At 67.5% G+C, this 24,228-nt stretch carries 26 protein-coding genes, 1 tRNA gene and 1 pseudogene; 19 read left to right on the forward strand and 9 right to left on the reverse strand.

Going from position 1 to position 24,228, the window contains the following annotated elements; all coding sequences use genetic code 11:
* The 7 genes from QP166_RS14625 (at position 1) to QP166_RS14655 (ending at position 5,262) form a co-directional block, all read left to right on the forward strand.
* Positions 1-525 (forward strand): hypothetical protein, encoded by a 525-nt coding sequence (locus QP166_RS14625; protein WP_333916574.1) that lies wholly within the window; start codon positions 1-3, stop codon positions 523-525.
* Positions 506-793 carry a hypothetical protein gene (locus QP166_RS14630; RefSeq protein ID WP_333916575.1) on the forward strand — a complete coding sequence of 96 codons (288 nt, stop codon included), beginning with the start codon at positions 506-508 and terminating at the stop codon, positions 791-793. The genes QP166_RS14625 and QP166_RS14630 overlap by 20 nt, the downstream gene beginning before the upstream one ends.
* Positions 794-1,119: 326 nt before the next feature.
* Positions 1,120-1,890 (forward strand): lysozyme, encoded by a 771-nt coding sequence (locus tag QP166_RS14635; RefSeq protein WP_333916576.1) that lies wholly within the window; start codon positions 1,120-1,122, stop codon positions 1,888-1,890.
* The gene (locus QP166_RS14640) at positions 1,887-2,333 is read left to right on the forward strand and encodes a hypothetical protein (RefSeq protein ID WP_333916577.1); all 447 of its coding nucleotides are present in this window, start codon (positions 1,887-1,889) and stop codon (positions 2,331-2,333) included. Before QP166_RS14635 ends, QP166_RS14640 begins: the two co-directional genes overlap by 4 nt.
* Positions 2,311-2,478, forward strand: coding sequence for a hypothetical protein (locus tag QP166_RS14645; protein ID WP_333916578.1), 168 nt, complete (start codon positions 2,311-2,313; stop codon positions 2,476-2,478). Before QP166_RS14640 ends, QP166_RS14645 begins: the two co-directional genes overlap by 23 nt.
* A 64-nt stretch (positions 2,479-2,542) precedes the next feature.
* Positions 2,543-2,938, forward strand: a complete 396-nt coding sequence (locus QP166_RS14650; protein WP_333916579.1) for a hypothetical protein — start codon at positions 2,543-2,545, stop codon at positions 2,936-2,938.
* Positions 2,935-5,262 (forward strand): sialate O-acetylesterase, encoded by a 2,328-nt coding sequence (locus QP166_RS14655; RefSeq protein WP_333916580.1) that lies wholly within the window; start codon positions 2,935-2,937, stop codon positions 5,260-5,262. Before QP166_RS14650 ends, QP166_RS14655 begins: the two co-directional genes overlap by 4 nt.
* 246 nt (positions 5,263-5,508) lie before the next feature.
* Here the strand turns inward: QP166_RS14655 and QP166_RS14660 are convergent.
* The 3 genes and pseudogenes from QP166_RS14660 to QP166_RS14670 all read right to left on the reverse strand — a co-directional run bounded on the left by QP166_RS14660 (position 5,509) and on the right by QP166_RS14670 (position 6,742).
* A pseudogene (locus QP166_RS14660) lies at positions 5,509-5,891 on the reverse strand (VOC family protein).
* A 233-nt stretch (positions 5,892-6,124) separates the two neighbouring features.
* Positions 6,125-6,352 (reverse strand): hypothetical protein, encoded by a 228-nt coding sequence (locus QP166_RS14665; RefSeq protein WP_333916581.1) that lies wholly within the window; start codon positions 6,350-6,352, stop codon positions 6,125-6,127.
* Between the two features lie 111 nt (positions 6,353-6,463).
* Entirely contained in the window at positions 6,464-6,742 is a 279-nt protein-coding gene (locus tag QP166_RS14670) for a hypothetical protein (protein WP_333916582.1), read from the reverse strand.
* Positions 6,743-6,794: 52 nt separating this feature from the next.
* On the opposite strand from QP166_RS14670, the gene QP166_RS14675 reads away from it, so the two are divergent.
* Together QP166_RS14675 and QP166_RS14680 are read left to right on the forward strand one after the other, a co-directional pair.
* Positions 6,795-7,715: a tyrosine-type recombinase/integrase gene (locus QP166_RS14675; RefSeq protein ID WP_333916583.1), complete on the forward strand. Its 921-nt coding sequence runs from the start codon at positions 6,795-6,797 to the stop codon at positions 7,713-7,715.
* Positions 7,716-7,779: 64 nt separating this feature from the next.
* Positions 7,780-7,983: a hypothetical protein gene (locus QP166_RS14680; RefSeq protein WP_333916584.1), complete on the forward strand. Its 204-nt coding sequence runs from the start codon at positions 7,780-7,782 to the stop codon at positions 7,981-7,983.
* Positions 7,984-8,171: 188 nt separating this feature from the next.
* Here the strand turns inward: QP166_RS14680 and QP166_RS14685 are convergent, their stop codons facing one another.
* From QP166_RS14685 to QP166_RS14695, 3 genes are all read right to left on the reverse strand, one after another.
* Entirely contained in the window at positions 8,172-8,924 is a 753-nt protein-coding gene (locus tag QP166_RS14685) for a hypothetical protein (RefSeq protein ID WP_333916585.1), read from the reverse strand.
* 16 nt (positions 8,925-8,940) lie between these two features.
* Complete coding sequence (locus QP166_RS14690; protein WP_333916586.1) at positions 8,941-10,209, reverse strand: tyrosine-type recombinase/integrase; 1,269 nt, start codon at positions 10,207-10,209, stop codon at positions 8,941-8,943.
* Between the two features lie 159 nt (positions 10,210-10,368).
* Positions 10,369-10,454 (reverse strand) — tRNA-Tyr (locus QP166_RS14695).
* A gap of 216 nt (positions 10,455-10,670) precedes the next feature.
* Here QP166_RS14695 and rlmB point away from each other — a divergent pair.
* Complete coding sequence (gene rlmB, locus QP166_RS14700) at positions 10,671-11,438, forward strand: 23S rRNA (guanosine(2251)-2'-O)-methyltransferase RlmB (RefSeq protein ID WP_333916587.1); 768 nt, start codon at positions 10,671-10,673, stop codon at positions 11,436-11,438.
* Between the two features lie 128 nt (positions 11,439-11,566).
* Here rlmB and QP166_RS14705 read toward each other — a convergent pair whose 3' ends face one another.
* Positions 11,567-11,884, reverse strand: a complete 318-nt coding sequence (locus QP166_RS14705) for a ferredoxin (RefSeq protein ID WP_333916588.1) — start codon at positions 11,882-11,884, stop codon at positions 11,567-11,569.
* 53 nt (positions 11,885-11,937) lie between these two features.
* On the opposite strand from QP166_RS14705, the gene QP166_RS14710 reads away from it, so the two are divergent.
* Both QP166_RS14710 and QP166_RS14715 read left to right on the forward strand, forming a co-directional pair.
* Positions 11,938-12,564 carry a DNA-3-methyladenine glycosylase family protein gene (locus tag QP166_RS14710; RefSeq protein ID WP_333916589.1) on the forward strand — a complete coding sequence of 209 codons (627 nt, stop codon included), beginning with the start codon at positions 11,938-11,940 and terminating at the stop codon, positions 12,562-12,564.
* An 80-nt stretch (positions 12,565-12,644) separates the two neighbouring features.
* Positions 12,645-13,607, forward strand: coding sequence for a GGDEF domain-containing protein (locus QP166_RS14715; protein ID WP_333916590.1), 963 nt, complete (start codon positions 12,645-12,647; stop codon positions 13,605-13,607).
* A gap of 43 nt (positions 13,608-13,650) precedes the next feature.
* On the opposite strand, the gene QP166_RS14720 is transcribed toward QP166_RS14715, so the two are convergent.
* A complete protein-coding gene (locus QP166_RS14720) occupies positions 13,651-14,070 on the reverse strand; it encodes a DUF2147 domain-containing protein (RefSeq protein ID WP_333916591.1) in 420 nt (139 codons plus the stop codon).
* A 24-nt stretch (positions 14,071-14,094) separates the two neighbouring features.
* Here QP166_RS14720 and QP166_RS14725 point away from each other — a divergent pair, with 24 nt between their 5' ends.
* From QP166_RS14725 to ychF, 3 genes are all read left to right on the forward strand, one after another.
* A complete protein-coding gene (locus QP166_RS14725) occupies positions 14,095-14,982 on the forward strand; it encodes a phosphorylase family protein (RefSeq protein WP_333916592.1) in 888 nt (295 codons plus the stop codon).
* A gap of 260 nt (positions 14,983-15,242) precedes the next feature.
* The gene (locus QP166_RS14730; RefSeq protein WP_333916593.1) at positions 15,243-16,544 is read left to right on the forward strand and encodes an Nramp family divalent metal transporter; all 1,302 of its coding nucleotides are present in this window, start codon (positions 15,243-15,245) and stop codon (positions 16,542-16,544) included.
* 71 nt (positions 16,545-16,615) lie between these two features.
* On the forward strand, positions 16,616-17,716 hold the full coding sequence (gene ychF, locus QP166_RS14735) for a redox-regulated ATPase YchF (protein WP_333916594.1): 1,101 nt from the start codon (positions 16,616-16,618) through the stop codon (positions 17,714-17,716).
* Positions 17,717-17,980: 264 nt separating this feature from the next.
* Here ychF and QP166_RS14740 read toward each other — a convergent pair whose 3' ends face one another.
* Positions 17,981-18,106: a hypothetical protein gene (locus QP166_RS14740; RefSeq protein WP_333916595.1), complete on the reverse strand. Its 126-nt coding sequence runs from the start codon at positions 18,104-18,106 to the stop codon at positions 17,981-17,983.
* Positions 18,107-18,319: 213 nt separating this feature from the next.
* On the opposite strand from QP166_RS14740, the gene QP166_RS14745 reads away from it, so the two are divergent.
* The 4 genes from QP166_RS14745 (at position 18,320) to purL (ending at position 24,066) form a co-directional block, all read left to right on the forward strand.
* Positions 18,320-19,687, forward strand: coding sequence for an alkaline phosphatase family protein (locus QP166_RS14745; RefSeq protein WP_333916596.1), 1,368 nt, complete (start codon positions 18,320-18,322; stop codon positions 19,685-19,687).
* Positions 19,684-20,001 carry an arsenate reductase family protein gene (locus QP166_RS14750; RefSeq protein WP_333916597.1) on the forward strand — a complete coding sequence of 106 codons (318 nt, stop codon included), beginning with the start codon at positions 19,684-19,686 and terminating at the stop codon, positions 19,999-20,001. The genes QP166_RS14745 and QP166_RS14750 overlap by 4 nt, the downstream gene beginning before the upstream one ends.
* Complete coding sequence (locus QP166_RS14755) at positions 19,998-21,425, forward strand: phospholipase D-like domain-containing protein (RefSeq protein ID WP_333916598.1); 1,428 nt, start codon at positions 19,998-20,000, stop codon at positions 21,423-21,425. Before QP166_RS14750 ends, QP166_RS14755 begins: the two co-directional genes overlap by 4 nt.
* A 424-nt stretch (positions 21,426-21,849) precedes the next feature.
* On the forward strand, positions 21,850-24,066 hold the full coding sequence (purL, locus tag QP166_RS14760; protein WP_333916599.1) for a phosphoribosylformylglycinamidine synthase subunit PurL: 2,217 nt from the start codon (positions 21,850-21,852) through the stop codon (positions 24,064-24,066).
* The last annotated feature ends 162 nt before the right edge of the window (positions 24,067-24,228 follow it).

A 24,228-nucleotide genomic window follows, 5' to 3' on the forward strand; every position in this document is an offset into this window, starting at 1 on the left:
ATGGAATATTGGATCTTCTTCGACCTCGCTTCCGGTGCCGAGCTGTGGCGCGGGAGTGGCTCTGCGGGCACCGCTGCGCTCCAGCAGGTGCCCGAAGGCGCAGGAATGGCCGTTGTCCCGCAAGCGGTGATTAGCGGCCCAACAGTCAACCTCCCGTTGTTGCGCGCGGCGGTCTGGTCGGACATCGACACCGCCGCTGAGCGGGTGCGTTGCCTTTTCCTGACCCCGGGTGCTGGCCAGGCGATGACCTATACCCGCAAGGAGAGCGAGGCGCGCGCCTGGGTGGCCGACAATGGCGCCGCGACCCCGTTCCTTGTCGCCGAAGCGACGGCCCGGGGCATGTCCGTTGCGGAGCTTGCCGCCGAGGTGATCGCCCAGGCCGACGCCTGGGTGACGATCGGCGCGGCGATCGAGGCGAGGCGCATGGCGGCCAAGGGCAACGTTGCCGCGGCCGACACCATCGGCGGCATTATCACCGCACAGGCCATCGATTGGAGCGCGATCGGTGCTGCGGCGAGCGCTTGAGGTCGCCCGGCAGCTGCTGGTCTCGATCGACCAGCTCGCGCAGGTCCTCGTCGTCGGGCTGTTCTACATCGCGGGCCTGACTGCCACCTGCCCTTCGGCTGACGAGACGGTCAGCAGCTACGTCGGCCGCGGCCAGCTCCGCGGCGCACGGTGGGCGCGGATCCTCGCGCCTGTGATCGATCGCCTGTTCATCCTCCTCGGCGAAGAGCCCGGCCACTGCCGGCGCAACGTCGAGACGGCCTTCCTGGGCAACGCGCCCACCCCATAGCGCTGCCGGCGCGGAGATCCTCATGACCGACATTCCCACCGCCACGGCTGTCGTCGTGACGCCGACCGCGCGCGCCTCCTGGAAGGATCTGATCCCGGTCCTCGCCCTCCTGATCACCGTGGTCGGTCTGCTGTTGGGCGGCGGCAAAATGCTGGGCAAGGTCGAGGACAACACGCGTCGCATCGAGAAGCTCGAAGGCCGCGCCGACACCCGCGACGTCGAGCAGAGCGAGATGAAGGCCAACCTCGCGGCGATCAACGCCAAGCTCGACCTGCTCATCCGCCGCACCCCGAGCGGCCCTGACCTCACCTCCGAAAGGAACACCTATGTCGCTCATCCTCGAGCGGGCGCGCGCTGCGGCGCACGCCTGGTCCGTTCGCGTGGCCGCTATCGGCGCGATGATCTCCGCCGGGCTGGTCGCGATCGATCCTGCCACGCTGCAGGCCGCGTGGCTCGGCATGCCGACCGACGTGCGCGCGCTCTTCCCCGAGCACCTGCAGTCCTGGATCGGGCTCCTGCTGTTCGTCGGCGTGGCGATCGCGCGCATGGTGCCGCAGCCGGCGGCCGCTCATCGGCTCGGCCTGATCAGCTCGGCCGCGCCCGCGCTAATCGTCGGGCCCGTCGCTATCGCGCTGCTCCACCACTTCGAGCGCTGCCGCCTGGCCGCGTATCTCTGCCCGGCCGGCAAATGGACGATCGGCTGGGGGATGACCTATTATCCCGACGGCCGGCGGGTGAAGGCGGGCGACCGGATCACCCAGGAGCAGGCCGACGCGATGTTCGCGCAGCTGCTCGCGCGCGACTTCGCCGCACCGGTGATGGCGGCGATCGGCCGCACGCCGGTCACCGCGGCGCAGTTCGGTGCGATGGTCGCGCTGGCGTACAACATCGGCATGGGCGCCTTTCGCAAGTCGTCCGTGCTGCGCCTTCACCGCCTCGCGCAGATCGACGCGGCCGCGCGTGCCTTCGCGCTCTTCAACAAGAGCAACGGCCAGGTCTCGTCCGGCCTGGTCCGCCGACGCGCCGCCGAGGCAGCGCTCTATCTGAGCAACTTCGCTGAGCTGAAGGCGCAGACCTTCGGCGAGGTGACCGCGTGAGCTTAGGCGCGGCGCTCGCGCTGCTGCGCCGCTTCTGGCCTGCGCTGCCGATCGGCGCGCTGGCGATCGCCGTCCTCTTCCTGCGCGCCCAGCTCGTCGACGCACGCCATGACCTGGAGCGCGAGCGCAGTGAGGCCAAGTTCGCAACCGAGAAGGCCTCACGTGAGCGCGCCGAGCTGGTCGCCGCGAACGCGCAGCGCGAGGCGAAGGCGACGTCGACCTTCGCGGACCGGCTCGCCGTGCGATCGCCGCTCATCATCCGCTCAACCGACACCGTGAGGGAATATGCCCAGACTGATGCTGGCCGGGCTCTGTGCCTTGGCCCTGACCGCGTGCGCGCCATCGATGCGCTCGATGCCGCCCGTCCCGGTGCGAGTGAGGCCGCCGGCGGCAGCGCTCGAGCCGTGCAGCCTCTCGCCGGTGACGCGGCAGCCCGACGGTAGCGCCACCTCGGCCGATGCCGAGAGCACGATCCGCAACCGCGGCTTCGATCTGTGGAGCTGCGACGACAAGCGGCAGCTCCTGATCGACGCATGGCCCGACACCAGCCTGCCGCAGACCTTCCGCGAGCTGCTCCAGGCGAAGTGATCGCCGGCCGCCGACCACCTGAACAACTGCCGGGCGATCCGGCTCTCTCATCGGGAGACCTCTCATGACCTCGACCACCGCAGCCGGCACCGGCATCGCCATCTCGGCTGGCACGCTCGCCAGCTTCGACGCCGCAGGATTCGCCGCGCTTTCCTACACCGAGATCGGTGGCGTCGATAAGATCGGCCCGATTGGCGGTACCTTCGGCAAGACCGAGTTCCAGCCGCTCAAGGGCGCCAAGGACAAGCTGAAGGGCACTGCCGATTACGGCGCTCTCTCTTTGTCGATGGCCTATGACGAGGGCGACGCCGGCCAGTCGTTGCTGCGCGCTGCGGGTGATGACACCACCCAGCGCCTCTACCCGGTGCGGGTGACCTACCCGACGGGTGCCATCCGCTACCTGCGCGCGCGCGCTTTGGCGCTCAAGAGAGCGTTGACGGCGCCGAGGCGGTGCTCATGACCAACGCGGTGGTCGAGATCTGCTCGAAGCCGGTGAAGGTGGCAGGATCGGGGACCCCCGCACCGTCTCCCTCTCCTTACCTTCAGATCTCGTCGTCGGTGGCGAAGCCGGAGGGAGCGGCAGGTGCGAGCACTGCTTTCGTTTACACGCTCACGCTGGTCCGCGACGGCTCGACCGCCGCATATCCCTTCACATGGGCAGTCACGGGCTCGGGATCGAACCCGGCCAACGCGGCAGACTTCGGCGGCACGCTGCCGTCGGGTAGCGGCACCTTCGCGTCAAACGAGACGACCAAGACCATCACCGTCCTGGTGAGCGGCGACGCGACGGTCGAACCGGACGAGCAGTTCCTGGTGACGGTCACGGCATCGGCGACCGGGCTGTCGCCTGTCAGCTCCACCGGCACGATCCAGAACGACGATGTGTCAGCAACCCCCATGCCGACCATTTCGATCTCGAACCCGGTCAGCAAGGCGGAAGGCAACAGCGGAACGACGAGCTTCGATTACACGATCACGCTCAATCGTGATGGATCAACCTCTGCCTATTCGTTCACCTGGGCCGTGACCGGCAGCGGTTCCAACCCGGCCAACGCATCTGATTTCACCGGCGGCACGTTCCCGTCGGGGTCGGGCACGTTCGCAGCCGGCGAAACGACCAAGACGATCTCGGTTCCTGTCGCAGGCGACACCACGGTCGAGCCCGACGAGCAGTTCGTCTTGACCGTCAGTGTGACGAACGTCGGCACCGTGACGTCGCCCGGCACCATCCTCAACGACGACGTGTCGTCGGGCGTGCCGCCTTCGTCCGCGATGCTGGCGCGATATCGCGCCGATCAGCCGTCGACCGTCACCCAGGATAGCAGCAACCTCATGTCGGCCTGGGCGGACGTCAACGGCAGCGGCGTCAATCTCGCGCAGGCGTCGGGTACGGCCAAGCCGCTCTACGTTGCCGATAGCGGCGATGGTCAGCCGTGCGTTCGCTTGGATACCGGCAAGATCATGCGGTACACCGCGGCCAGCACGACGCAGGCAGAAGACGCGTTCATCATGGTCGTTCGCCTCGGCGATTATGCAACCGGCGCTGACTCGCTGTTCGCTCGTGGTGGTGGCCCTGGCATCTCAGATACCCAAACCAACTGGCAGCAGGGCAACAGCAACGACGGTCAGGGCGCTATCCGCAACGCTGACCCGGTGGTCCGCAACAAGTGGGTCATCCTGTCCGGCCGTCGATCCGCCGTGGTGAACTATTATCCGGGCGGTGGTGGCAACACCGGCACCATGGAGCTGCGAGAGAACGGCGCGATCATCAAGCGCGTGGTGCATAATGTCGGCGACGTTACCGCCACTGTTCTTTCGATCGGTCAGGCCTCGGGCCGTGTCGAGATCAAGGAAGCAATCTGGTTCAACCGCTACATCACCGACAACGAATTGCTCGCGATGGAGGATGAGCTCAACGCCCGCTACAATGTCTATGGGAACGTCGCCCTGCGGCGCACCCTGACCCACGGCGTACAGCGTTGGATGACGAAGACCGGCGCGTCCGCTCCTGCTAGCAGCAAGCCGCTGCATGTGCTCTTCGGGCAGTCGAACGCAATGGGCGAAGGCTTGGTGCAGGATGTGTCGGGCTTGCCAGCTTCGGTCCAGGGGCCGATCGCCAACGGGCTCATCTGGAACCCGACCAACAACGCCTTCGAGAACCTGCAGGCCGGCGTGAACAATCGCCCCAACAGCACGCCGGCGGCACCGCTCATCAAGCATGGTATCGAATTGTCGCTGATGCGCGATCTCTCGATCGATTTCGGATTCGGGTACCTGGTGAAGAGCGGCGTTGGCGGCACGGCGCTATACGATCGGTGGAAGCCAACCCTGCAGCAGACGAACAACCTGTGGCGGTCCTTTGTCGATCAGGTCGAGAATGCTCGCAACCGCGCCGGCTATGACAGCGGGGTAAACCTCACGCTTGGCTATGGCATCTGGTATCAGGGGGAAGCCGATGCGATCCTGAGCCAGGACGCGCGGGACACGTATGCGGTGAACGAGCGCGAAATGCTGGCGACCACCCGTTCGTTCCTGTTCGGGGGGTCGGCGCTCAAGTACATCGTTCCGAAGATCAAGGACGGCAGCCCGGTCGCAGCCAACTACCAGGCCATCACCGATGCGAAGCTGTCGAACGTCGGCGTCATCCCCGACTACCAGGTCATCGAAGGCTGGGAGAGCAGCGCAGGCGTCTCGGGGCCGCACGGCAACAGCACATCGATGCTGAAGCTCGGCAACACCGTCGCGGGCCTGATCGGCGCGACGACAACCACCCCCGTCGCTTGATCGTCATTGCGACCAAAGCCATAATTTTTATCTATCGAGTTTAGGGCGTCGCAGCTGACGATCGTGGGGTATCGCCCGGGTATCGAGCCTGGCCGAGCCTTCGTAAATGATGGATTTCCGCAGGTCCGTCAGCACTGAGGCGGAGGGCCCCTCCGCCTCAATGACCGAGATTGGTGGTTAGCGAACGTTCGCGGGATCGCATGATCGAGGTCCGCTAGAGACGGATGCGACGCCGTGCCGGACGGATCAGGCAGGGAAATGAATTCCGCACAATTTGTTGCCGTCAGGGTCACGAAAATAGGCCAATTCGATGGTGCCCATGGAGGCAGTTTCGCGTGGTCCGGGCGGAGCTTCGATCGAGGTGCCGCCAGCGGCAATGGCGGTGTCGTGAAGCTTCTTCACCTGCTCGGGCGAGTCGCAGGAGAAAGCGACGGTGCTGCCGTTGGCGACGCTTGCCGGTTCGTCGTTGATCGGCTGGCTGACGATGAAGTTCGTCCCGTTGCCGTTATTGTAGATCAGACGTGTATGGCCGCTGTCGGCGATGTTCCGCGTCCCCTCCCTGCACCCAAGGTGCCGAGCACCGTGTCGTAGAAGCGCTTGGACCGTTCAATGTCGTTCGATCCGACCATGGTGTGAAAAAGCACGTTTACTCTCCTGAAGGCTGATCGCCTTCCGATCGCCATTATCGGTCTCATCTAACCGGTACATAACCAGCGGTCACTCCCCGGCTCTCAAAGCGTCCGCTCGTGAGCGAAAGCCGACATCGGCCTGCGGGTACAAGGTTGGGTACGAGCGGCTTCGCCACGGCCGCACGGCGGATAGGAGCAGCCGACCGCGGCGGAGGGTACCTCCGCCACTGTCTTCATATGAAATCGATAATTTCGAGATTGATCTGGAACGAGGCTTCGCGCCGACTTCCAATCTCCTCAATCCGGCAATCCGCTACGCGCTTTCCTTCGAGGGTTTCCTCTTCAAGCAGCATTTGCACGGCGGAGCGCGCTACTGCACTTCGCGCCATGCTCATGGAGGAAAACTCCTCGACCCCCTTGTAGGTGTTCCCATCTACGATAACGATTGCAAACTTCGGCATGGACGCCTTCTGAACTAGATCAGAAACGGCGCAATCGTATAATCTCCCGTAGTGATCCCGATATGGTACTAAAGGGGGAGCAGAGAAAAGGGCCTCTTTGCTTCGCCTCCGCTAACGATCGTGCGGTGGCGCTTGCATCCTAAGCAGAAGCTTATGCGCCTCCTGCTTCAGCTCTGCCATCTCGCGCCAGTCGCGGCCGCGCTCGCCGGTCTCAGACCAAGCTAGCAGCCGCTCGGTGAGCGCCACAAAGTGTGCGTGTCGGACCGCTGAAAGCGACGCGGCCGCTTCGTCGATATAGCTCTCCCACATCGGTCGGCCTTCGAAGCGGGTATTCTCCGGACGGCCGGCGAGGCGACATAGCGCCCGTGCAGCGCGCTCGATCGGTGACACTTTCCCTCCACTGTCCTGAGGCGGTTCTCCGCCCGAAAGCACGAGTAACGCTATGCTCACCAACGCTGCCGTCAAGGCGGCGCGCGCCCGCGCGTCCGCGTACAAGATCGCCGACGAGCGCGGCCTGCACCTGTTCGTTGCTCCGACCGGCCGCAAGTCGTTCCGGTGGCGCTTTCGGTTCGCCGGGCAGGAGCAGCTGCTGACGATCGGCCAGTGGCCGGATATCTCGCTTGATGCCGCTCGGGCCCGGGCTGAAGCAGCGCGTGAGCGGCTCGGTCGCGGCATGGATCCACGCACGGCACCTGCGGTGATGACCTTCGAGCGCGCCGCGCGCGCCTGGCACGCGCAGCAGCTCGCCGGCTGGACTGCGGTGCACGCGGCCGACGTGATCGCCAGACTTGAGGCCGACGTATTCCCAGCGATCGGCAACAACGAGCTGGACGCGATCGACGCGCCAGCGGTGCTCCGGATCGTGCGGGCTATCGAGCAGCGCGGCGCTATTCAGACCGCGCGGCGCGTCCGCCAGCGGATCTCCGATGTGTTCGCGCTCGCGGTCAGTGAGGGCTGGGCCCAGACGGATCCGGCGGCGATCGTCGGCCGCGCGCTCGCGCGCGCCCCGGCCGCGCGCCATCACCCGGCGCTGACGACGGTTGAGGACGCGCGCGCGCTGCTCGCCGCGGCCGAGCTGGTCGACGCCAGCGCCGCGGTGAAGCTCGCGTCCCGCTTCCTCGCGCTCACCGCGGTGCGCCTCGCCGCGGTGCGCGGCGCGCGCTGGTGCGAGATCGAGGATCTGTACGGCAACGCGCCCGTTTGGCGCATCCCCGCGGTGCGGATGAAGCTGGCCGCGACGAAGAAGCTCGACGCCGGCAACGATCACCTGGTGCCGCTCGCGCCGGCGGCCGTGGCAGTGCTGCGCGCCGCGCGCGCTCTCAGATGGGGGTGGACTAGTTTTCCCCGGCCGCGACGGATCTAGTCCGCTTGGCGAGGGCACCATCAACGCGCTGTACGGGCGAACGCGGTTTGCCGGGAGCCACGTCGTGCACGGCTGGCGCGCAACATTCTCAACGGTGATGAACGAGCGGCGCCCGGACGATCGCGGCGTGATCGACCAGGCGCTCGCGCACGTGCTGAAGCACGAAGACGGGACCACTGCGAAAGTCGAGGGGGCGTACAACCGAGCCCAGCATCTGGCGCCGCGTCGCCGCATTTTCGAGGAATGGGCCGAGATCCTGATTGACTGACCGCGCCGCAAGCGCCGCGGTCGGGAGCGGATGGCACGGTCCGTGCTCATCCCCCCAGGCAGCCCGGGGCGGCGCAAGCCGCCACGCTCAACCGCCGGGTCTTAGCGGTCGAGGGGATGTGGCGGGCCTTGTCGGCGTGGGGGGATCACAAATTGATGTATGGGATCGCCTCAGCGATCCCATTCCTTTTATCCTTCAACCCCTGAGAGGGGATACTGGCCGCATGGTGGACTCGCGTTCACCCCGTCATCGCGGCGTGCGATCCCAGCCTTAATCCGAGCGAGCGTGTCGCGCAGATCCAGGCACGAGGGCTCAGCCGCAGCTGCTGGCGAGACCGCTGGGGTGGTGCCTGTTCGTCGGAGCCGCTTCCGTGCGAGCAGATCCCGCAGCCGCTGGGCGACGCGTGCAGGCAGCTCGTGGGGCGTGAAGAAGTAGGCGTTGGACACCTGCCGACGTTGGGGACCGAAGACACCGTCGTTGCCGGTCCGCTCGGAACGGCGGATCCAGTCCAAAATCTTCAAGTCCTTCATTCGCGCAAGCGCACGCACAACCGTGGTCTTCGTAACGCCAGCGGCGCAGGCGATCGTGTCGAGTGCGGGATCCAGCCGACCGCTTTTGAAGTCGAGCGCGACCTTGCCGTGCCGGCCGAGCAGCGCCTCGAGCACCCGCAGGCCGTGCAGGCCGAGAGGGCGAGCCCCGCCCTTGGCGCGCTGCTCATTGTCCCACTCGGCGACTACCTTCAGCATGCAGTCGATCCAGCCCATCGCGCCGGCCGTCGTGCCATCGCCGATGGGCCGGAAAACCCGCGAGCGGCGGTCCTCGACATCGATGCTTCCGCGGCGCACTTTGCGGTCAGCGCCACGCTCGGCCTTACCGGTGAGGCGGGCCGTAAAACCCTTGGTGACCTGGCGCGCCTGGCGCCCAATCGAAGCCGCGGTCACGCGCGGCCTCCGATCGTCAGCCGTGCTGGCGCTTGCCCTCGAGCAACGACGCCGGCGGGACCAAACCGTCGGTCAGCAGATCCGCCCACTCCTGCGCCAGCTCGCGCCGGCGTGGCATGTACGCGGCTCGATTGTAGTCGCCCTCCACCCCCGCCGGGATGTGAGCGAGCATAAGGTCGATCACAGCGCGATCGTCGCCCCTGCCCTGTTCTTTCACCAGCTCGTTCATCACCGTCGAGAAGGTCGCTCGCCAACCGTGCGGAACGTGCACGCCCGAAAAGCCCGCCTTCCGATACGCCTTGCTCAACGTGCTGTCGCTGATCGGGCGGCGCGAGTTGCGAACGCTGCGGAAGATCAGCCCCGTCGCATCCTTGCCCGAGAAGCCGATCGCCACCTTCACTGTCTCGACGGCCTGCCTCGACAAGGGCACGATGAACTCGAACGCTGCGTCCTGCTTGCGCTCCACGCCGAGTTTCATCTTTGCCGCCGGCACGCGCCAGATTGGCGCCGGGCCGTCCAGGTCCTCGAACTCGCTCACCTCCGCGTTGCGCAGCGTAGCTGAGCGAACCGCGGTCAGTGCCAGCAGGCGCGATGCTAGCTTCGTCAGCGGCTGGCCGGGTTGCCTCTCCGACTCCTCGAGCACCGCCTGCGCGAGCTTGACGGTTCGCGCGGCTGGGAACTTGCCCTTTGTTTTGCGGGCTAACGCGCGCTTCGTCACAGCCGACGGATCCGCCGGTGCGATCCCCGCGCCGATCGCGCGCGCAAAAACCTCCGAGATCCGCTGACGCACACGATGCGCCGTTTCGACAGCGCCGCGCGCCTCGATCGGCCGCAGCACTTCCAGCACCAGCGGCGTCGTGACCGCCGTGATTGGCAGCTTGCCGATCCGTGGGAAAACGTCGTTCTCGAAGCTGTTCAGCACGATCGCGGCGTAGCGCGCCGACCAGCCTGCTTTCTGGCTGGCATGCCACTCCCGCGCAATTTTTTCGAAGGTGCTGCCGACCAGCGCCGTCTGCTCGGCAGCTCGTTGTCGCTTGCTCACCCCCGGGTCGACTCCCTCGCGCAACACACGCGCGGCCTCCTCCCGCATCGCGCGCACCCTCGCCAAGGTGATGGTTGGATAGGGGCCGAAGACCAGCCTCTTCTCCTTGCCACCCACGCGGTACTTCCAGCGCCACGACTTGAAGCCGGACGGCAGCACGTAGAGGTAAAGCCCGTGCGCATCGGCTAGCTTGTAAGGCTTGTCTTTCGCCGGCGCTTTCCGGCACGCGACATCCGTCAGCATCCGGTGCCCCCAGCCAATCTGAGCCGTGCCCCCAAAATGCCCCCAGAATCACTGTGCTGCATGCGTTCCATCTGGAACCATGTGGGACAACGCACAAGCCTTCCCACGAGGGGAAAGGGGCACTGCGGGGCTGTTCGGGTACCCTTTGGAACAAAGGGTTGGTGGAAGGGGCTGGATTCGAACCAGCGTACACTTGCGTGGGCAGATTTACAGTCTGCTGCCTTTAACCACTCGGCCACCCTTCCACGAGCGGCGCTGTCAAAGCGAGGGCGCGCAATGCCCGCGCATCGGCGACCTGTCAACGCCTGTGTCGCGATGCCGCAACAATTTGCACCGCGGTTGCGCCACGCCGCCGCCGCGCATAGCGTCCGCGTCGACAAACCCCATCGAACAACACGGACCCGACCCGTCATGCGTTTCTCTCCGCCCTCCCCCGCCCCGCACTGCCGGGGCCTTCGCTGATGGCACGGCGCGGTCATCGCCCGAGCCAGCCGCAGGGCAATCGTCCCCGGCTATGGGGTCGCCACGCGGTCACCGCCGCGCTCGCCAACCCGGAGCGCGTGGTGCGCAAGATCTGGGGCACGCGCGAGGCGCTGGCCTCGCTGAACCTGCCGCCGGTGTTGCCGGTGGTGTTCGCCGACGTCGCCGATCTCGGGCGGCTGGTCCCCGGCGACGCCCCGCACCAGGGAATGGTCGCGGAGGTCGATCCGCTCGAGGACGTGTGGCTGGGCGATCTGCTCGAACAGGGCACCACCGACGATCCCGAGCGTCCGCGCCCGTTGGTGGTGCTCGATCAGGTGACCGACCCCCACAACGTCGGCGCGATCCTGCGCTCGGCCGCGGCGTTCGACGCGCTCGGCATCGTCACCCAGGATCGCCACGCGCCGCCTGAATCGGGCGCGCTGGCGCGCGCGGCGAGCGGGGCGCTGGAGACGGTGCCCTGGGTGCGCGTCGTCAATCTGGCGCGCGCGCTGGAGGAGATGGCCGAGGCGGGGTGCTGGCGGATCGGGCTGACCGGCCATGCGACGCAGACGCTCCAGCAATCGGTCGCCGACATCGGCGCCAGCCGCCGGATCGCGATCGTGCTCGGCGCCGAGGGCGAAGGGATGCGCCAGAACACCGAGACGCATTGCGACGAATTGGCAAAGCTGCCGATCTCGGGCAAGGTCGAGAGCCTCAACGTCTCGAACGCCGCCGCGATCGCGCTCTATGCGGTAACGGCGCGATAACGTCCGCGCCCATCCGCTACCCTGCCGTCATCCCCGCGCAGGCGGGGATCCAGACCCCTGAGGCCTGCGCCTCTATCGAAAGACCTGCGCGTCTGGATCCCGCCTTCGCGGGGATGACGGTGGTGCGATCAATCCTCCGCGGCGATCCGCACCCGCAGGCCGTCCAGCGCCGGGCCGAATTCGATCTGGCACGACAGCCGCGATGTCGCGTCGCGGTCCAGCGAGGCGTCGAGCAGGTCGTTCTCGTCCTCGCTCATCGGCGGCAGCTTGTCGGCGAAGGCCGGGTCGACGTGGATGTGGCAGGTCGCGCAGCTGCAACAGCCGCCGCACAGCGCCAGGACCTCGTCGATCCCGCCGTCGCGGATCACCTCCATGACCGAAAAACCCGCCTGTCCTTCGAGTTCGCGTTCTTCCCCGTTGCGGGTCTCGACGATAAGCTTGGCCATATGAACTCCACCGATATCCGCCCCGCCCATGGCGGCAAGCCGAAGCCCGCGCAATGGGGCTGAGCGCCGCCGACCTGAACGCCGGGCTCGACGCGCTGGCCGCCCGCGAGCCCGCCTTCGCCGCCGCGCTGGAGCGGGTCGGCTATCCCGCCCCGCGCATCCGCGCGCGCGGCTATGCCACGTTGCTGCGCACGATCGTCGGCCAGCAGGTGAGCGTGAAGGCCGCCGATGCGGTGTGGCGCAAGCTGGAGGTGCTCGGCGATCCGACCGATCCGGCGATCGTCGCCGCGCTCGACGACGATTCGCTGCGCGCGTGCGGCTTCTCGCGCCAGAAGACCGGCTATGCGCGCAGTCTGGCCGACGAGGTGCTGAGCGGGCGGCTCGATCTCGACGATCTGCCCGCGGATGACGAGGAAGCGATCGCGCAGCTCGTGCGCGTGAAGGGGATCGGGCGCTGGTCGGCGGAGGTCTATCTGCTGTTCGCCGAGGGTCGCCCCGATATCTGGCCGGCGGGCGATCTGGCGGTGCAGATCGAGACCGGACGCATCCTCGGCCACCCGGAACGCCCCAGCGAGAAGCTGACGCGCGACCTCGCCGAGCCATGGCGGCCGTATCGCGGCGCAGCGGCGATCTTCACCTGGCACCATTATGGCGCCGGCGCGGACGCCGCCCCGGTGTGATCCGGCCGCCGTTTACGCACCTTTAAGGTCGCGCGCCGCATAAACGCGCGACGCGACGCGAGGAAGCGGAACAAGGGGCGATGAGAACACCGTTCGACCGCGCACGCGGCGCGATCAACTTCCTGGAACTGCATCAGCTCGATCCGTCGCCATCGCACTACGAGCTGGCGCTCGCGGTGATCAGCGCGCCGGGATCGAAGCTGTCGGAGGCTGTCGCCGAATACACCGATGGCGGGCTGCGCCTCTCCGCCGCCACCGTCCAGTCGCTCGTCGAGGACTTTCTCTCCCCGCCGCGCGAGCAGACGCTCGACCGGCGCGAGCGCACCGTGATGCGGCAGGCGCAGGAACTCGGCACGCTGACCAGCGACGCGCACCACCTGACCGAGGCGCTCGGCCGCGACGTCGGCGCCTTCGTCGACGCGGCGAACAGCGATCCCGTCACCACCCTGCCCGCCGCCGCGACCGACTTTGTCGATCGCCTGTCCGATGCCGAGCGCGAATTGGCCGCGCTTCGCTCCGAGGTGGTCCGGCTGCGGGACAACATCGTGCCCGGCCTGCCGCCCGCGGACGCCGACCGCGACGACCTGACGCAGGCGCTCAACCGCAGCGGCGCGCGCGAGGTGATGGCGCGTGCCGACGCGGGCGGCGAGGCGCATGTCGTGGTGGCGTTCAGCGTCGACGCACTGGACACGATCAACGATCGCTACGGTCGCGCGGTCGGCGACAACGTCCTCAACGCCTTCTCCGCGACGCTGCACCAGACATTTCCCGATGAGGAACTGATCCGCTGGAGCGGCAATGAATTCGTCTTCATCACCCGGGGCTTGCCGGTCAGCGGCGCGCGATTGTTGACCGAGCGGGCCTTGTCGGCGTTCGCGGCACGCCGCCTGCGGCTGCGCGGCACCGGCGAACCGATCGGCAGCGTCACCGCCTCGGCCGGCATCGCGACCGGCGCCGCGGGCGGACAGGAAAGCTCCCTGATCGCCGCCCGCGCCAACGCCGCACTCGCCGCCAGCCACGGCGGAAACCAGATCGAGGGGTGATCGGATCAAGCCCCTCCCCTTCAGGAGAGGGGTGTGATATTCCTTACTTCGCCGGCCGCCACGTCTGCGTCTGGCAGAAGAAGGCGATGCAGCCCTTTACCGCCAGCGTGCCGTCGGCGTTCTTCGCGACGATCGACTTATAGGTCTTGCCGTTGCGCGGATCGTAGATCTTGCCACGCCAGTCCTTGCCCGCATCCTTGAACTCCGACAGGATCGGCATTCCCAGAACGGGACGGGTCCGCAGGCTCGCATCGCTGTTGTTGACGTCGGTGTCCGGGGCACCAGGGCGCTTCTTGAGGATCGTCGTCAGCTTGCCGCAGGTCACGCTGCCGCACGGGCCGACCGTGATGACGCCCGCGCCATCCTCGGTGACGTAGCGTCCGGCGATCGGGGTGGCAGCGAAGGCGGTCGCGGGGACGGCGGCGGCGAGCAGCGCGAGCGCGGCGGGGAGCATGATACGCATGTCGGAAACTATCGGAGATCAGTGATGAACACGCAATGGACCATCGGGATCATCGGCGGCTCCGGCCTGTACGCGATCGACGGGCTGGAAGAGGCCGAATGGCGCACGGTCGAGACGCCATGGGGCACCCCCAGCGACCAGATCCTGTTCGGGCGGATCGGAGATGTCGCGATCCGTTTTTTGCCCCGTCACGGCCGCGGGCACGTCCATCTGCCCGGTGACATTCCGGCGCGCGCCAATATCGACGCGCTCAAGCGCGCGGGCTGCACCGACCTGCTCGCGATCTCCTCGGTCGGCTCGCTGCGCGAGGAATTGCCGCCCGGCACGTTCTCGATCGTCGACCAGTTCGTCGACCGCACCGTGCAGCGCCCGGCATCGTTCTTCGGCGGCGGGCTGGTCGCGCATGTCTCGCTCGCCGATCCGACCTGCGAGCGGTTGAGCGCGTTCGCCGCGGCGGCGATCACCGCGGCGGGCGGCCGGGTCGCCGAGCGCTCGACCTATCTGGCGATGGAAGGTCCGCAATTCTCGACCCGCGCCGAAAGCCGCCTTTACCGCGACTGGGGCTGCGACGTGATCGGCATGACCGCCATGCCCGAGGCGCGGCTCGCACGCGAGGCGGAGCTGCCGTACGCGCTGGTCGGGATGGTCACTGATTACGATTGCTGGCGCGACGATCGCGCCGCGGTGGACGTGGCCGAGATCGTCGCGCAGATGGCCGCCAATGGCCGGATCGCACGCGCGGCGGTGGCGCATCTGCTCCGGCACCTACCGCCCGAGCGCACGCCCTCACCGATCGACACCGCACTGGACGGCCCGATCATGACCGCACCGGCGCATCGGGATGCGGGGATGATTGCGCGGAATGAGGCGATCTTGGCGCGGGTGCTGGGGCTGAATCTGACGGCGGGGTGATCGTCATTGCGAGCGAAGCGAAGCAATCCAAGGTCGGACCAGGACGCCCTGGATTGCTTCGCTTCGCTCGCAATGACGGAGATTAGGGTCGCCACTTCCCGTCATCCCGGACTTGATCCGGGATCCCGCTTCTTCTTCAATCGCCGGCAAGAAGCGGGGCCCCGGATCAAGTCCGGGGCGACAGAGTGAGTGGGTCGAGAAAAGCAGATCCACCCCAGACGGTTGAAACCGTCGCCCTTCTCCCGCATTCCTCCCCGCACATGACCCTCACCACCCGTTCGCTCGGCGACAGTTTCGCCTCCGTGCCCGTGCCCAAGGGCGCGGGCTTCTGGCGCAAGTTGCTGGCGTTCGTCGGTCCCGGCTGGCTGGTCGCGGTCGGTTACATGGACCCCGGCAATTGGGCGACCGACATCGCCGGCGGCTCGGCGTTCGGCTATACGTTGCTCAGCGTCGTCTTGCTGTCGAACCTGATGGCGATCGTGCTGCAATCCCTGTCGGCGCGGCTCGGGGTCGGTGCCGGGCTCGATCTGGCGCAGGCATGCCGGCAGCATTCGACGCGCCCGGTGGCGTGGCTGCTCTGGGCGCTCGCCGAGATCGCGATCGTCGCCTGCGATCTGGCCGAGGTGCTGGGCACCGCGATCGCGCTGAAATTGCTGTTCGGAATGCCGCTGCTCTACGGCGTGCTGGTCACCGTGCTCGACGTGTTCCTGATCCTCGCGCTCCAGCGCTACGGCTTCCGGCGACTGGAGGCGTTCATCGCCGCGTTGCTGATCATCATTGCCGCGTGCTTTGCATTCGAGTTGTTCTGGGCGCGCCCGGACTGGAGCGCGGCGGCGATCGGGCTGGTGCCTTCGGCCGAGATCGTCCGCAACCCGGCGATGCTCTACATCGCGATCGGCATCCTCGGCGCGACGGTGATGCCGCACAACCTCTACCTCCATTCGTCGATCGTCCAGACCCGCGCCTATGGCAGCGACGAAGGCGACCGGCACGAGGCGCTGAAGATGGCGACGATCGATTCGACCGTCGCGCTGGGGCTCGCCTTCTTCATCAACGCGGCGATCCTGATGCTGGCGGCGGCGGCGTTCCACAGCGCGGGGCGGTTCGAGGTCGCCGAGATCGAGGACGCGCACCGGCTGCTCGCGCCGATGCTCGGGGTCGGCGCGGCGAGCGTGCTGTTCGCGGTCGCGCTGCTCGCCAGCGGGCAGAACTCGACCGTCACCGGCACGCTCGCCGGGCAGATCGTGATGGAGGGCTTCCTCGACATCCGGCTGGCGCCATGGCTGCGGCGGCTGATCACGCGCGCGATCGCGATCGTGCCGGCGGTGGTGGTGGTCGCCTCGGCCGGCGACCGCGGCGCGACCGACCTGCTGGTGCTCAGCCAGGTGGTGCTGAGCCTACAACTGCCGTTCGCGGTGATCCCGCTGGTGCTCTACACCTCCAACCGCCGGTTGATGGGCAGCTTCGCCGCGCCGCGCTGGCTGGCGGCGCTGGCTTGGGCGATCGCGGCGGTGATCGTGGTGCTCAACGGTTACCTGCTGTGGGGAATGGCGGTGGGGTGAGCCCCTCCCCTAGCCACGGCGCGCGCGCTGGCCTATCTGGCGCGCTTTCCTCATCACACAGGTTTTCCCCAATGGGTTTCCGCTGCGGCATCGTGGGCCTGCCCAACGTCGGCAAGTCCACCCTCTTCAACGCGCTGACCGAAACGGCCGCGGCGCAGGCGGCGAACTATCCGTTCTGCACGATCGAGCCGAACGTCGGCAACGTCGGCGTCCCCGATCCGCGCCTGTCGAAGCTGGCGGCGATCGCCGGCTCGGCCAAGATCATCGAGACGCAGCTCGGCTTCGTCGACATCGCCGGGCTGGTGCGCGGCGCCAGCAAGGGCGAGGGGCTGGGCAACCAGTTCCTCGGCAACATCCGCGAGGTCGATGCGATCGTCCACGTGCTGCGCTGTTTCGAGAATGACGACATCCAGCACGTCGACAATCGCGTCGATCCGATCGCCGATGCCGAGACGGTCGAGACCGAGCTGATGCTTTCCGATCTCGAAAGCCTAGAAAAGCGCGTCCCCAATCTCGCCAAGAAGGGGCAGCAGGGCGACAAGGAAGCCAAGCTCGGCGCGCTGGTGCTGGGCCGCGCGCTCGACCTGCTGCGCGACGGCAAGCCCGCGCGGCTGACCGAGGCCAACGACCCCGACGAGCAGCGCGTGCTGGATCAGGCGCAATTGCTCACCGCCAAGCCGGTCCTCTACGTCTGCAACGTCAACGAGGAGGACGCCGCGAACGGCAATGCGCTGTCGCAGAAGGTGTTCGACAAGGCCGCTGCCGAGGGCGCACAGGCCGTGGTCGTCTCCGCGGCGATCGAGGCGGAGATCGCGACGATGCCGCACGAGGATCGCGGCGAATTCCTCGCCGAACTGGGGCTGGAGGAAACCGGCCTCACGCGCGTGATCCGCGCCGGCTACGAACTGCTCCACCTGCTGACCTTCTTCACGGTCGGCCCGAAGGAAGCGCGCGCCTGGACAGTCGAGGCCGGGTCGAAGGCACCGCAGGCGGCGGGCGCGATCCACTCCGATTTCGAGCGCGGCTTCATTCGCGCCGAGACGATCGCCTTCGACGATTACGTCGCGTTCAACGGCGAAGCCGGCGCGCGCGAGGCGGGCAAGCTGCGGCAGGAAGGCAAGGAATATGTCGTCCACGACGGCGACGTGCTGCTGTTCCGCTTCAACGTCTGATATTTGGCCGTCGCCCCGGACGTGATCCGGGGCGCTGCTTCATCCGAGCGGTCGCCGGTTGAAGCAGCTTCCCGTTCGCACGCCCTTCGACAAGCTCAGGGCGAACGTCAGGGCGAACGGTAGAGTATAGCGCTGGGTGACTCCGCAAGGTCGCCCATGCACCGCGCGGCCGGCTCTTCCAAACCGTTCGTGCTGAGCTTGTCGAAGCACATGCCCCATCCCCTGCCGTTCGACATGGGGAGGCGTTGCCAAAAGTCGTTTAGCTCAACGTCCGCCTTCCACCACCGGCCGGTCGAGCGTGCCACCATAAGGCGCACGCACCGCCGCTCCCTCATGCGGACGAGCCTTCAACCAGGCCGGCGTAGCCCCCGGCGCCGGCGTGATCTGCATTACCGGCGTCCGCGGCGCGGGTGCGGTTGCGGTCGGAACCGGCGCGGGTGGGGGCGCCTTCTCCTCGTCGCTTTTGCCGCAAGCCGCGACCGAGAGGCACAACAGGGGCAGCAAGACGCGGATCATGCGATCAGAAAGCGCGAACCGGCACAGGCGTTCCGCAACGCTGCGACAGGTCTTTGTTCTGCAAGATCGCGCGCGTAAGGGCCGGGCATGTTGTCCCGCGTTCCCCTGCTCGCCGCGCTGGCCGCCGTGTCCGCCTGCGCCTATCGCTACGATCCCCCCGCGCTGCCGCCGGTCGCCCGCCCCGCTCCGCCGACGAGCTATGCCGCCGCCGCGCCAACCGGTCTCGCTGCCAGCGAGCGGCGCGCGCCGGTAACGAACCTCGTTTCGATCGACGGCTTCCGCCCAGACTATCTCGAACGCGGCGTCACCCCCAACCTGTCGCGGCTCGCCGCCACAGGCGTCAGCGCGGCGATGCGCCCGTCGTTTCCGTCCAAGACCTTTCCCAACCATTGGACGCTCGTCACCGGGCTGGTCCCCGATCGTCACGGCATCACCGCCAACAGCATGGAAGATCCGCAGCGCCCCGGCGAGACCTTCACGATGGCGACCGACGATCCGTTCTGGTGGAACGCCGCCGAGCCGATCTGGGTGACCGCCGAGCGCGCGGGGGTGCGTTCCGCGACGATGTTCTGGCCGGGCTCGAACGTCGCATGGGGCGGGACGATGGCCAAGGATTGGCCGCACGAGACGACCGGCGGCATGCGCCCGCACGACTGGCAGCAATATGGCGAATCGGTCGACAATCGTCAGCGCGTCGATGCGCTGATCGACTGGCTACGCCGGCCCGCGGCGATGCGCCCGCACTTCCTGACGCTCTATTTCGATGCGGTCGACACGGCCGGGCATCAGTTCGGCCCCGCCGACCCGCGCACGATGCAGGCGGTCGCGCAGGTCGATACCGCCATCGGTCAATTGATGAGCGACCTCGCCGCGCTGGGACAGCCGGCGAACCTCGTCATCGTCGCCGATCATGGCATGGCCGCGACCGATACGCGCCGCACGATCGCGCTCGACACGATCGTCCCCGCCACCGACGCGCGTGTCGTGGAGAGCGGCCCCTATGCGACGCTCGCGCCGCTGCCGGGGCGCGACGCCGCGGTCGCCGCCGCGCTGTTGCGCCCGCATCCGCACATGCAATGCTGGCGCAAGGAGCAGATCCCGGCGCGCTTCCACTATGGCCGCAACCCGCGCATCCCGGCGTTCCTGTGCCTCGGCGAGGACGGCCCGGGCGGCGGGTGGTCGATCGCGAAGACTGCGCCGACCCGGCAGGAATCGACCGGCAGCCATGGCTTCGACAATGACGCCGCCGACATGCGCGCGCTGTTCATCGCCAACGGTCCGGCATTCCGCGCCGGCAAGCATCTGGCGACGTTCGACAATGTCGACGTCGCCCCATTGCTGCGCGATCTGCTCGGCCTGCCCGCCGGTCAGGGGCTCGACGGCGACGATCGTCCGTTCCGCGGCGTGCTGATCGCTGGACCGCAGCGTTCCGCCCTGCCAAACGGGGCGCGATGAACGCAACGATCCTCCACAATCCGCGCTGCTCGAAGTCGCGCGCGGCGCTGGCGCTCCTAACCGAGGCCGGCGCCGAAGTGACGGTCGTCGAGTATCTGAAAACGCCCCCGTCGCGCGACGAACTCGCGCTGTTGTGCGCCCGCGCCGGGATCACGCCCCGCGCTGCGCTACGGGCCGATGCCTCGGCGACGACCGACGACGACCCGCTCGACCTGATGGCACGCGATCCCGCCACGATCGAGCGGCCGTTCGTGGAGACCGACAAGGGCGCGCTGATCGCCCGCCCGCCCGAACGCGTGCGCGACCTGCTGTGAAGCTGCCCGTCGATACCCGCTGGCGCGTCGCCCGCGCGACGCGCGCCGCCGCCGTCGTCGATGCCGACAATTACTTCCGCGCCGCGCGGCAGGCGATGCTCAACGCGAAGCATCAGATCCTGCTGGTCGGCTGGGACTTCGACGCGCGCATCCGGCTCGCCTGGGACGACGACCATCCCGAGGCGCCCGCGGATGTCGGCGCGTTCATCACCTGGCTGGTGAAGCGCACGCCCGGATTGCAGGTCCACATCCTGCGCTGGGACACCGGCGCGATGAAGACGCTCACACGCGGCAAGACGCTGTGGACGTTGCTCAATTGGCGGTGGCGCCAGCCGCGCATCCACCTGAAGCTCGATGGCCACCACCCGATGGCCGCGTCGCAGCACCAGAAGATCGTCGTCATCGACGACTGCCTCGCTTTCTGCGGCGGGATCGACATGACCGACGAGCGTTGGGACACGCGCGAGCATCTCGACGACAATCCGCACCGCCGCTCGCCCAACGGCTTCAGCTACAAGCCGTGGCACGACGTCACCACCGCGTTGCAGGGGCCGGTCGCGAAGGCGCTCGGCGAATTGTGCCGGACGCGCTGGGAAATCGCCGGCGGCGCGCCGATCACCCCGCCCTCGCCCGCGCCGGGCAGCGATTGCTGGCCCGAAAGCCTGCCCGCGCAATTCACCGACGTCGAGGTCGCGATCTCGCGCAGCCAGCCCGAGCATGAGGGGCAGGAAGAAGTGCTCGAGATCGAGCGCCTCTATCTCGCGCTGATCGCGGGCGCGAAGAAGCGCATCTACGCCGAGAGCCAGTATTTCGCCTCGCGCCGGATCGCCGAGGCGATCGCCAAGCGGCTGGTCGAGGCCGATCCGCCCGAGATCGTCATCATCAACCCGGTCTCCGCGCAAGGCTGGCTGGAGCCGATCGCGATGGACACCGCGCGCGCACGGCTGGTCGCCGAGCTGCGCAAGCGCGACCGCCACGGCCGCTTCCGCATCTACCATCCGGTCACCGAGCGTGGCGAGGCGATCTATTGCCACGCCAAAGTGACAGTGATCGACGAGGTGGCGATCCGCATCGGCTCGTCGAACTTCAACAACCGCTCGCTGCGGCTCGACACCGAATGCGACGTGACGATCACTGACGAGCCGGAGACGATCGCCGCGATCCGCGCCGACCTGCTCGCCGAGCATCTCGGCGCAAACATCGACGAGGTTTCGGCGCGCATCGAGCGCGACGGACTGATCGCGACGATCGAGGCGCTGCGCGGGTCGGGCCGGACGCTGATACCGTATGAGATCGACGACCTGAACGGCGTCGAGAAATGGCTCGCGGACAATGAGGTGCTCGACCCCGAAGGGCCGGGCGAGATGTTCGAAAGCTTCGAAAAACGCGGCCTGCTCCGGCGCTTGCGGCGGCGGCACCGCTGAATTCGTCATTCCCGCGCAGGCGGGAATCCAGAACCTCTGACCTTTCGGCCCTTGCGAGAACCTGCGCGTCTGGATCCCCGCCTGCGCGTGGATGACGGGGTTAAACGCGGCCAGCCCGCCCCTTTTCCATCGCCCCTGCGCAGGCAGGGGCCCATGTCTGTATCGTTCATCGATCGGCCTGACACACGCCCGACGCGCTTGTGTCAGCCCTTTCACCACTAAGGCAAAACCACAGCCCCTGTGACGGTGAACGCGGAACCTGCTGTCCTACATCCTCCAACATTTGCTATCCTTGAGCCATGCCGAAACCCCGCGCCCCTTGGCACGGACCGCGCGTAAACCCCGTTCGGCGCAAACATCGCCAACTTGCCGCGCCGCACGCCGCATCTGGCATCGCGGCCCCCGGCCCGCTATGCGCGCGGGCATGACCGTCATCACGCCCCAGATCGTCGCCGACCACGGCCTGTCCCCCGAGGAATATGACCGCGTGCTCGGCGCACTCGGTCGCGAGCCCAATCTGGTCGAACTCGGCATCTTCTCGGTGATGTGGTCCGAGCATTGCAGCTACAAGTCGAGCCGCATCCACCTGAAGAAGCTGCCGACCGAGGGCCCGCAGGTCATCTGCGGCCCCGGCGAGAATGCCGGCGTGGTCGATATAGGCGACGGGCAGGCGGCGATCTTCAAGATGGAGAGCCACAACCACCCCTCGTACATCGAGCCCTATCAGGGTGCGGCGACCGGGGTCGGCGGAATCCTGCGCGACGTGTTCACGATGGGCGCGCGGCCGGTCGCCAATCTCAACGCCTTGCGCTTCGGTCGGCCCGACCATCCGAAGATGCGGCACCTGATCTCGGGCGTCGTCCACGGGATCGGCGGCTATGGCAATTGCGTCGGCGTCCCGACGGTTGGCGGCGAGGTCAATTTCCACCCCGCCTATGACGGCAACATCCTCGTCAACGCGATGACGGTCGGCGTCGCCGAAACGAACAAGATCTTCTATTCGGCCGCCAGCGGGATCGGCAACCCGATCGTCTATGTCGGGTCGAAGACCGGGCGCGACGGCATCCACGGCGCGACAATGGCTTCGGCGGACTTCGGCGAGGATGCCGATGCCAAGCGCCCGACCGTACAGGTCGGCGACCCCTTTACCGAAAAGCTGCTGATCGAGGCGTGCCTCGAACTGATGGCGTCCGATGCGATCGTCGCGATCCAGGACATGGGCGCGGCGGGCCTCACCTCCTCGTCGGTCGAAATGGCGTCGAAGGGTGGCGTCGGGATCGAGCTGGTCATGGACGACGTGCCGCAGCGCGAAACCGGCATGACGCCGTACGAGATGATGCTCTCCGAATCGCAGGAGCGGATGCTCATGGTCCTGAAGCCCGGCCGCGAGGATTTCGCACGCGCGATCTTCGAGAAGTGGGAGCTGGACTTTGCGGTGATCGGGCATGTCACCGACACCGGGCGCATGGTGCTGAAGTTCAAGGGCGAGACCGTCTGCGATATCCCGCTCGGCCCGCTCGCCGACGACGCGCCGCTCTACGATCGGCCGCACGTCCCCACTCCCGCCCCGAAGGCGCTGGTCGACGTGCCGGAGAGCAAGGATCCTGCCAAGGATCTGCTCGCCTTGATGAGGTCGCCCGACATCGCCAGCCGCCGCTGGATCTGGGAGCAGTACGACCACATGGTCGGTGCCGACACCGTGCAGCGCCCCGGCGGCGACAGCGCGGTGGTGCGCGTCCACGGCACCGACAAGGCGCTGGCGATGACCACCGACTGCACCCCGCGCTATTGCTTCGCCGATCCGGTCGAGGGCGGAAAGCAGGCGGTCGCCGAGGCGTGGCGCAACCTGACCGCGGTCGGTGCGACCCCGCTGGCGATTACCAACTGCCTCAACTTCGCCAATCCGCAACGCCCGGAAATCATGGGCCAGATCGTCGGCTGCCTCGACGGCATGGCGCAGGCGTGCCGTGCGCTCGACTTCCCGATCGTGTCGGGCAACGTCAGCCTCTACAACGAGTCCAAGGCGACCGGCGGCGGCTCCGCGATCCTGCCGACCCCCGCGATCGGCGGCATCGGACTGCTCAAGGATTGGCAGAAGAACGCGACGATCGCCTTCAAGCAGACCGGCGACATCATCGTCGTCGTCGGCACGCGGTCGGGGCACCTCGGCCAGTCGTTGTGGCTGCGCGAACTCCACGGCCGCGAGGAAGGCCCACCGCCGCGCGTCGACCTCGATCTCGAGCGCCGCACCGGCGACTTCATCCGCGAACAGATCGCCGCCGGGCATCTCGGCGCGGTGCATGACGTGTCGGACGGCGGGATCGCGGTGACGATCGCCGAAATGGCCCTGGCCGGCGGGATCGGTGCGATGATCGACCGTGCCCTCCCCTATGACACCGCCGCATCGCTGTTCGCCGAGGATCAGGGCGTGTACGTCGTGACGGTCCACGATCACGCACTGCTCGACTTCCTGCAGGCCGCGCTGGACGCCGGCGTCGAGGCCGAGCCGCTGGGCCGCACGATCGGGACGCGGATCATCTTCGAACTGGCAGGCGGCGATTTCTGCGTCCCGCTGGGCGAATTGCGCGCGGCGCACGAGGGCTTCTTCCCGAAGCTGATGAGCACCGAAGCGGCGCTATAGAGACTGCCGCACGATTGCTCAGCGGCAAGCACGCGATTGCTTTGGTAATAGAGCGGCACCCCGGCGGAGGCCGGGGCCCGGTTGGGGGCGCCAGTGAGGCGTGTCTCGCTTCATCTCGCCGGCCTTCCCGACTGGACCCCGGCCTTCGCCGGGGAAGCGACA

The sequence above is a fragment of the Sphingomonas sp. LR60 genome, assembly GCF_036855935.1.
Lineage (GTDB): Bacteria > Pseudomonadota > Alphaproteobacteria > Sphingomonadales > Sphingomonadaceae > Sphingomonas.

Excerpts from the sequence above, each read along its gene's own strand:
- QP166_RS14625 (WP_333916574.1), top strand. The coding sequence starts at position 1 with ATGGAATATTGGATCTTCTTCGACCTCGCTTCCGGTGCCGAGCTGTGG.
- QP166_RS14635 (WP_333916576.1), top strand. The coding sequence starts at position 1,120 with ATGTCGCTCATCCTCGAGCGGGCGCGCGCTGCGGCGCACGCCTGGTCC.
- QP166_RS14650 (WP_333916579.1), top strand. The coding sequence starts at position 2,543 with ATGACCTCGACCACCGCAGCCGGCACCGGCATCGCCATCTCGGCTGGC.
- QP166_RS14655 (WP_333916580.1), top strand. The coding sequence starts at position 2,935 with ATGACCAACGCGGTGGTCGAGATCTGCTCGAAGCCGGTGAAGGTGGCA.
- QP166_RS14665 (WP_333916581.1), bottom strand. The coding sequence starts at position 6,352 with ATGCCGAAGTTTGCAATCGTTATCGTAGATGGGAACACCTACAAGGGG.
- QP166_RS14675 (WP_333916583.1), top strand. The coding sequence starts at position 6,795 with ATGCTCACCAACGCTGCCGTCAAGGCGGCGCGCGCCCGCGCGTCCGCG.
- QP166_RS14690 (WP_333916586.1), bottom strand. The coding sequence starts at position 10,209 with ATGCTGACGGATGTCGCGTGCCGGAAAGCGCCGGCGAAAGACAAGCCT.
- rlmB (WP_333916587.1), top strand. The coding sequence starts at position 10,671 with ATGGCACGGCGCGGTCATCGCCCGAGCCAGCCGCAGGGCAATCGTCCC.
- QP166_RS14705 (WP_333916588.1), bottom strand. The coding sequence starts at position 11,884 with ATGGCCAAGCTTATCGTCGAGACCCGCAACGGGGAAGAACGCGAACTC.
- QP166_RS14710 (WP_333916589.1), top strand. The coding sequence starts at position 11,938 with ATGGGGCTGAGCGCCGCCGACCTGAACGCCGGGCTCGACGCGCTGGCC.
- QP166_RS14715 (WP_333916590.1), top strand. The coding sequence starts at position 12,645 with ATGAGAACACCGTTCGACCGCGCACGCGGCGCGATCAACTTCCTGGAA.
- QP166_RS14720 (WP_333916591.1), bottom strand. The coding sequence starts at position 14,070 with ATGCGTATCATGCTCCCCGCCGCGCTCGCGCTGCTCGCCGCCGCCGTC.
- QP166_RS14725 (WP_333916592.1), top strand. The coding sequence starts at position 14,095 with ATGAACACGCAATGGACCATCGGGATCATCGGCGGCTCCGGCCTGTAC.
- QP166_RS14730 (WP_333916593.1), top strand. The coding sequence starts at position 15,243 with ATGACCCTCACCACCCGTTCGCTCGGCGACAGTTTCGCCTCCGTGCCC.
- ychF (WP_333916594.1), top strand. The coding sequence starts at position 16,616 with ATGGGTTTCCGCTGCGGCATCGTGGGCCTGCCCAACGTCGGCAAGTCC.
- QP166_RS14740 (WP_333916595.1), bottom strand. The coding sequence starts at position 18,106 with ATGCAGATCACGCCGGCGCCGGGGGCTACGCCGGCCTGGTTGAAGGCT.
- QP166_RS14745 (WP_333916596.1), top strand. The coding sequence starts at position 18,320 with ATGTTGTCCCGCGTTCCCCTGCTCGCCGCGCTGGCCGCCGTGTCCGCC.
- QP166_RS14750 (WP_333916597.1), top strand. The coding sequence starts at position 19,684 with ATGAACGCAACGATCCTCCACAATCCGCGCTGCTCGAAGTCGCGCGCG.
- purL (WP_333916599.1), top strand. The coding sequence starts at position 21,850 with ATGACCGTCATCACGCCCCAGATCGTCGCCGACCACGGCCTGTCCCCC.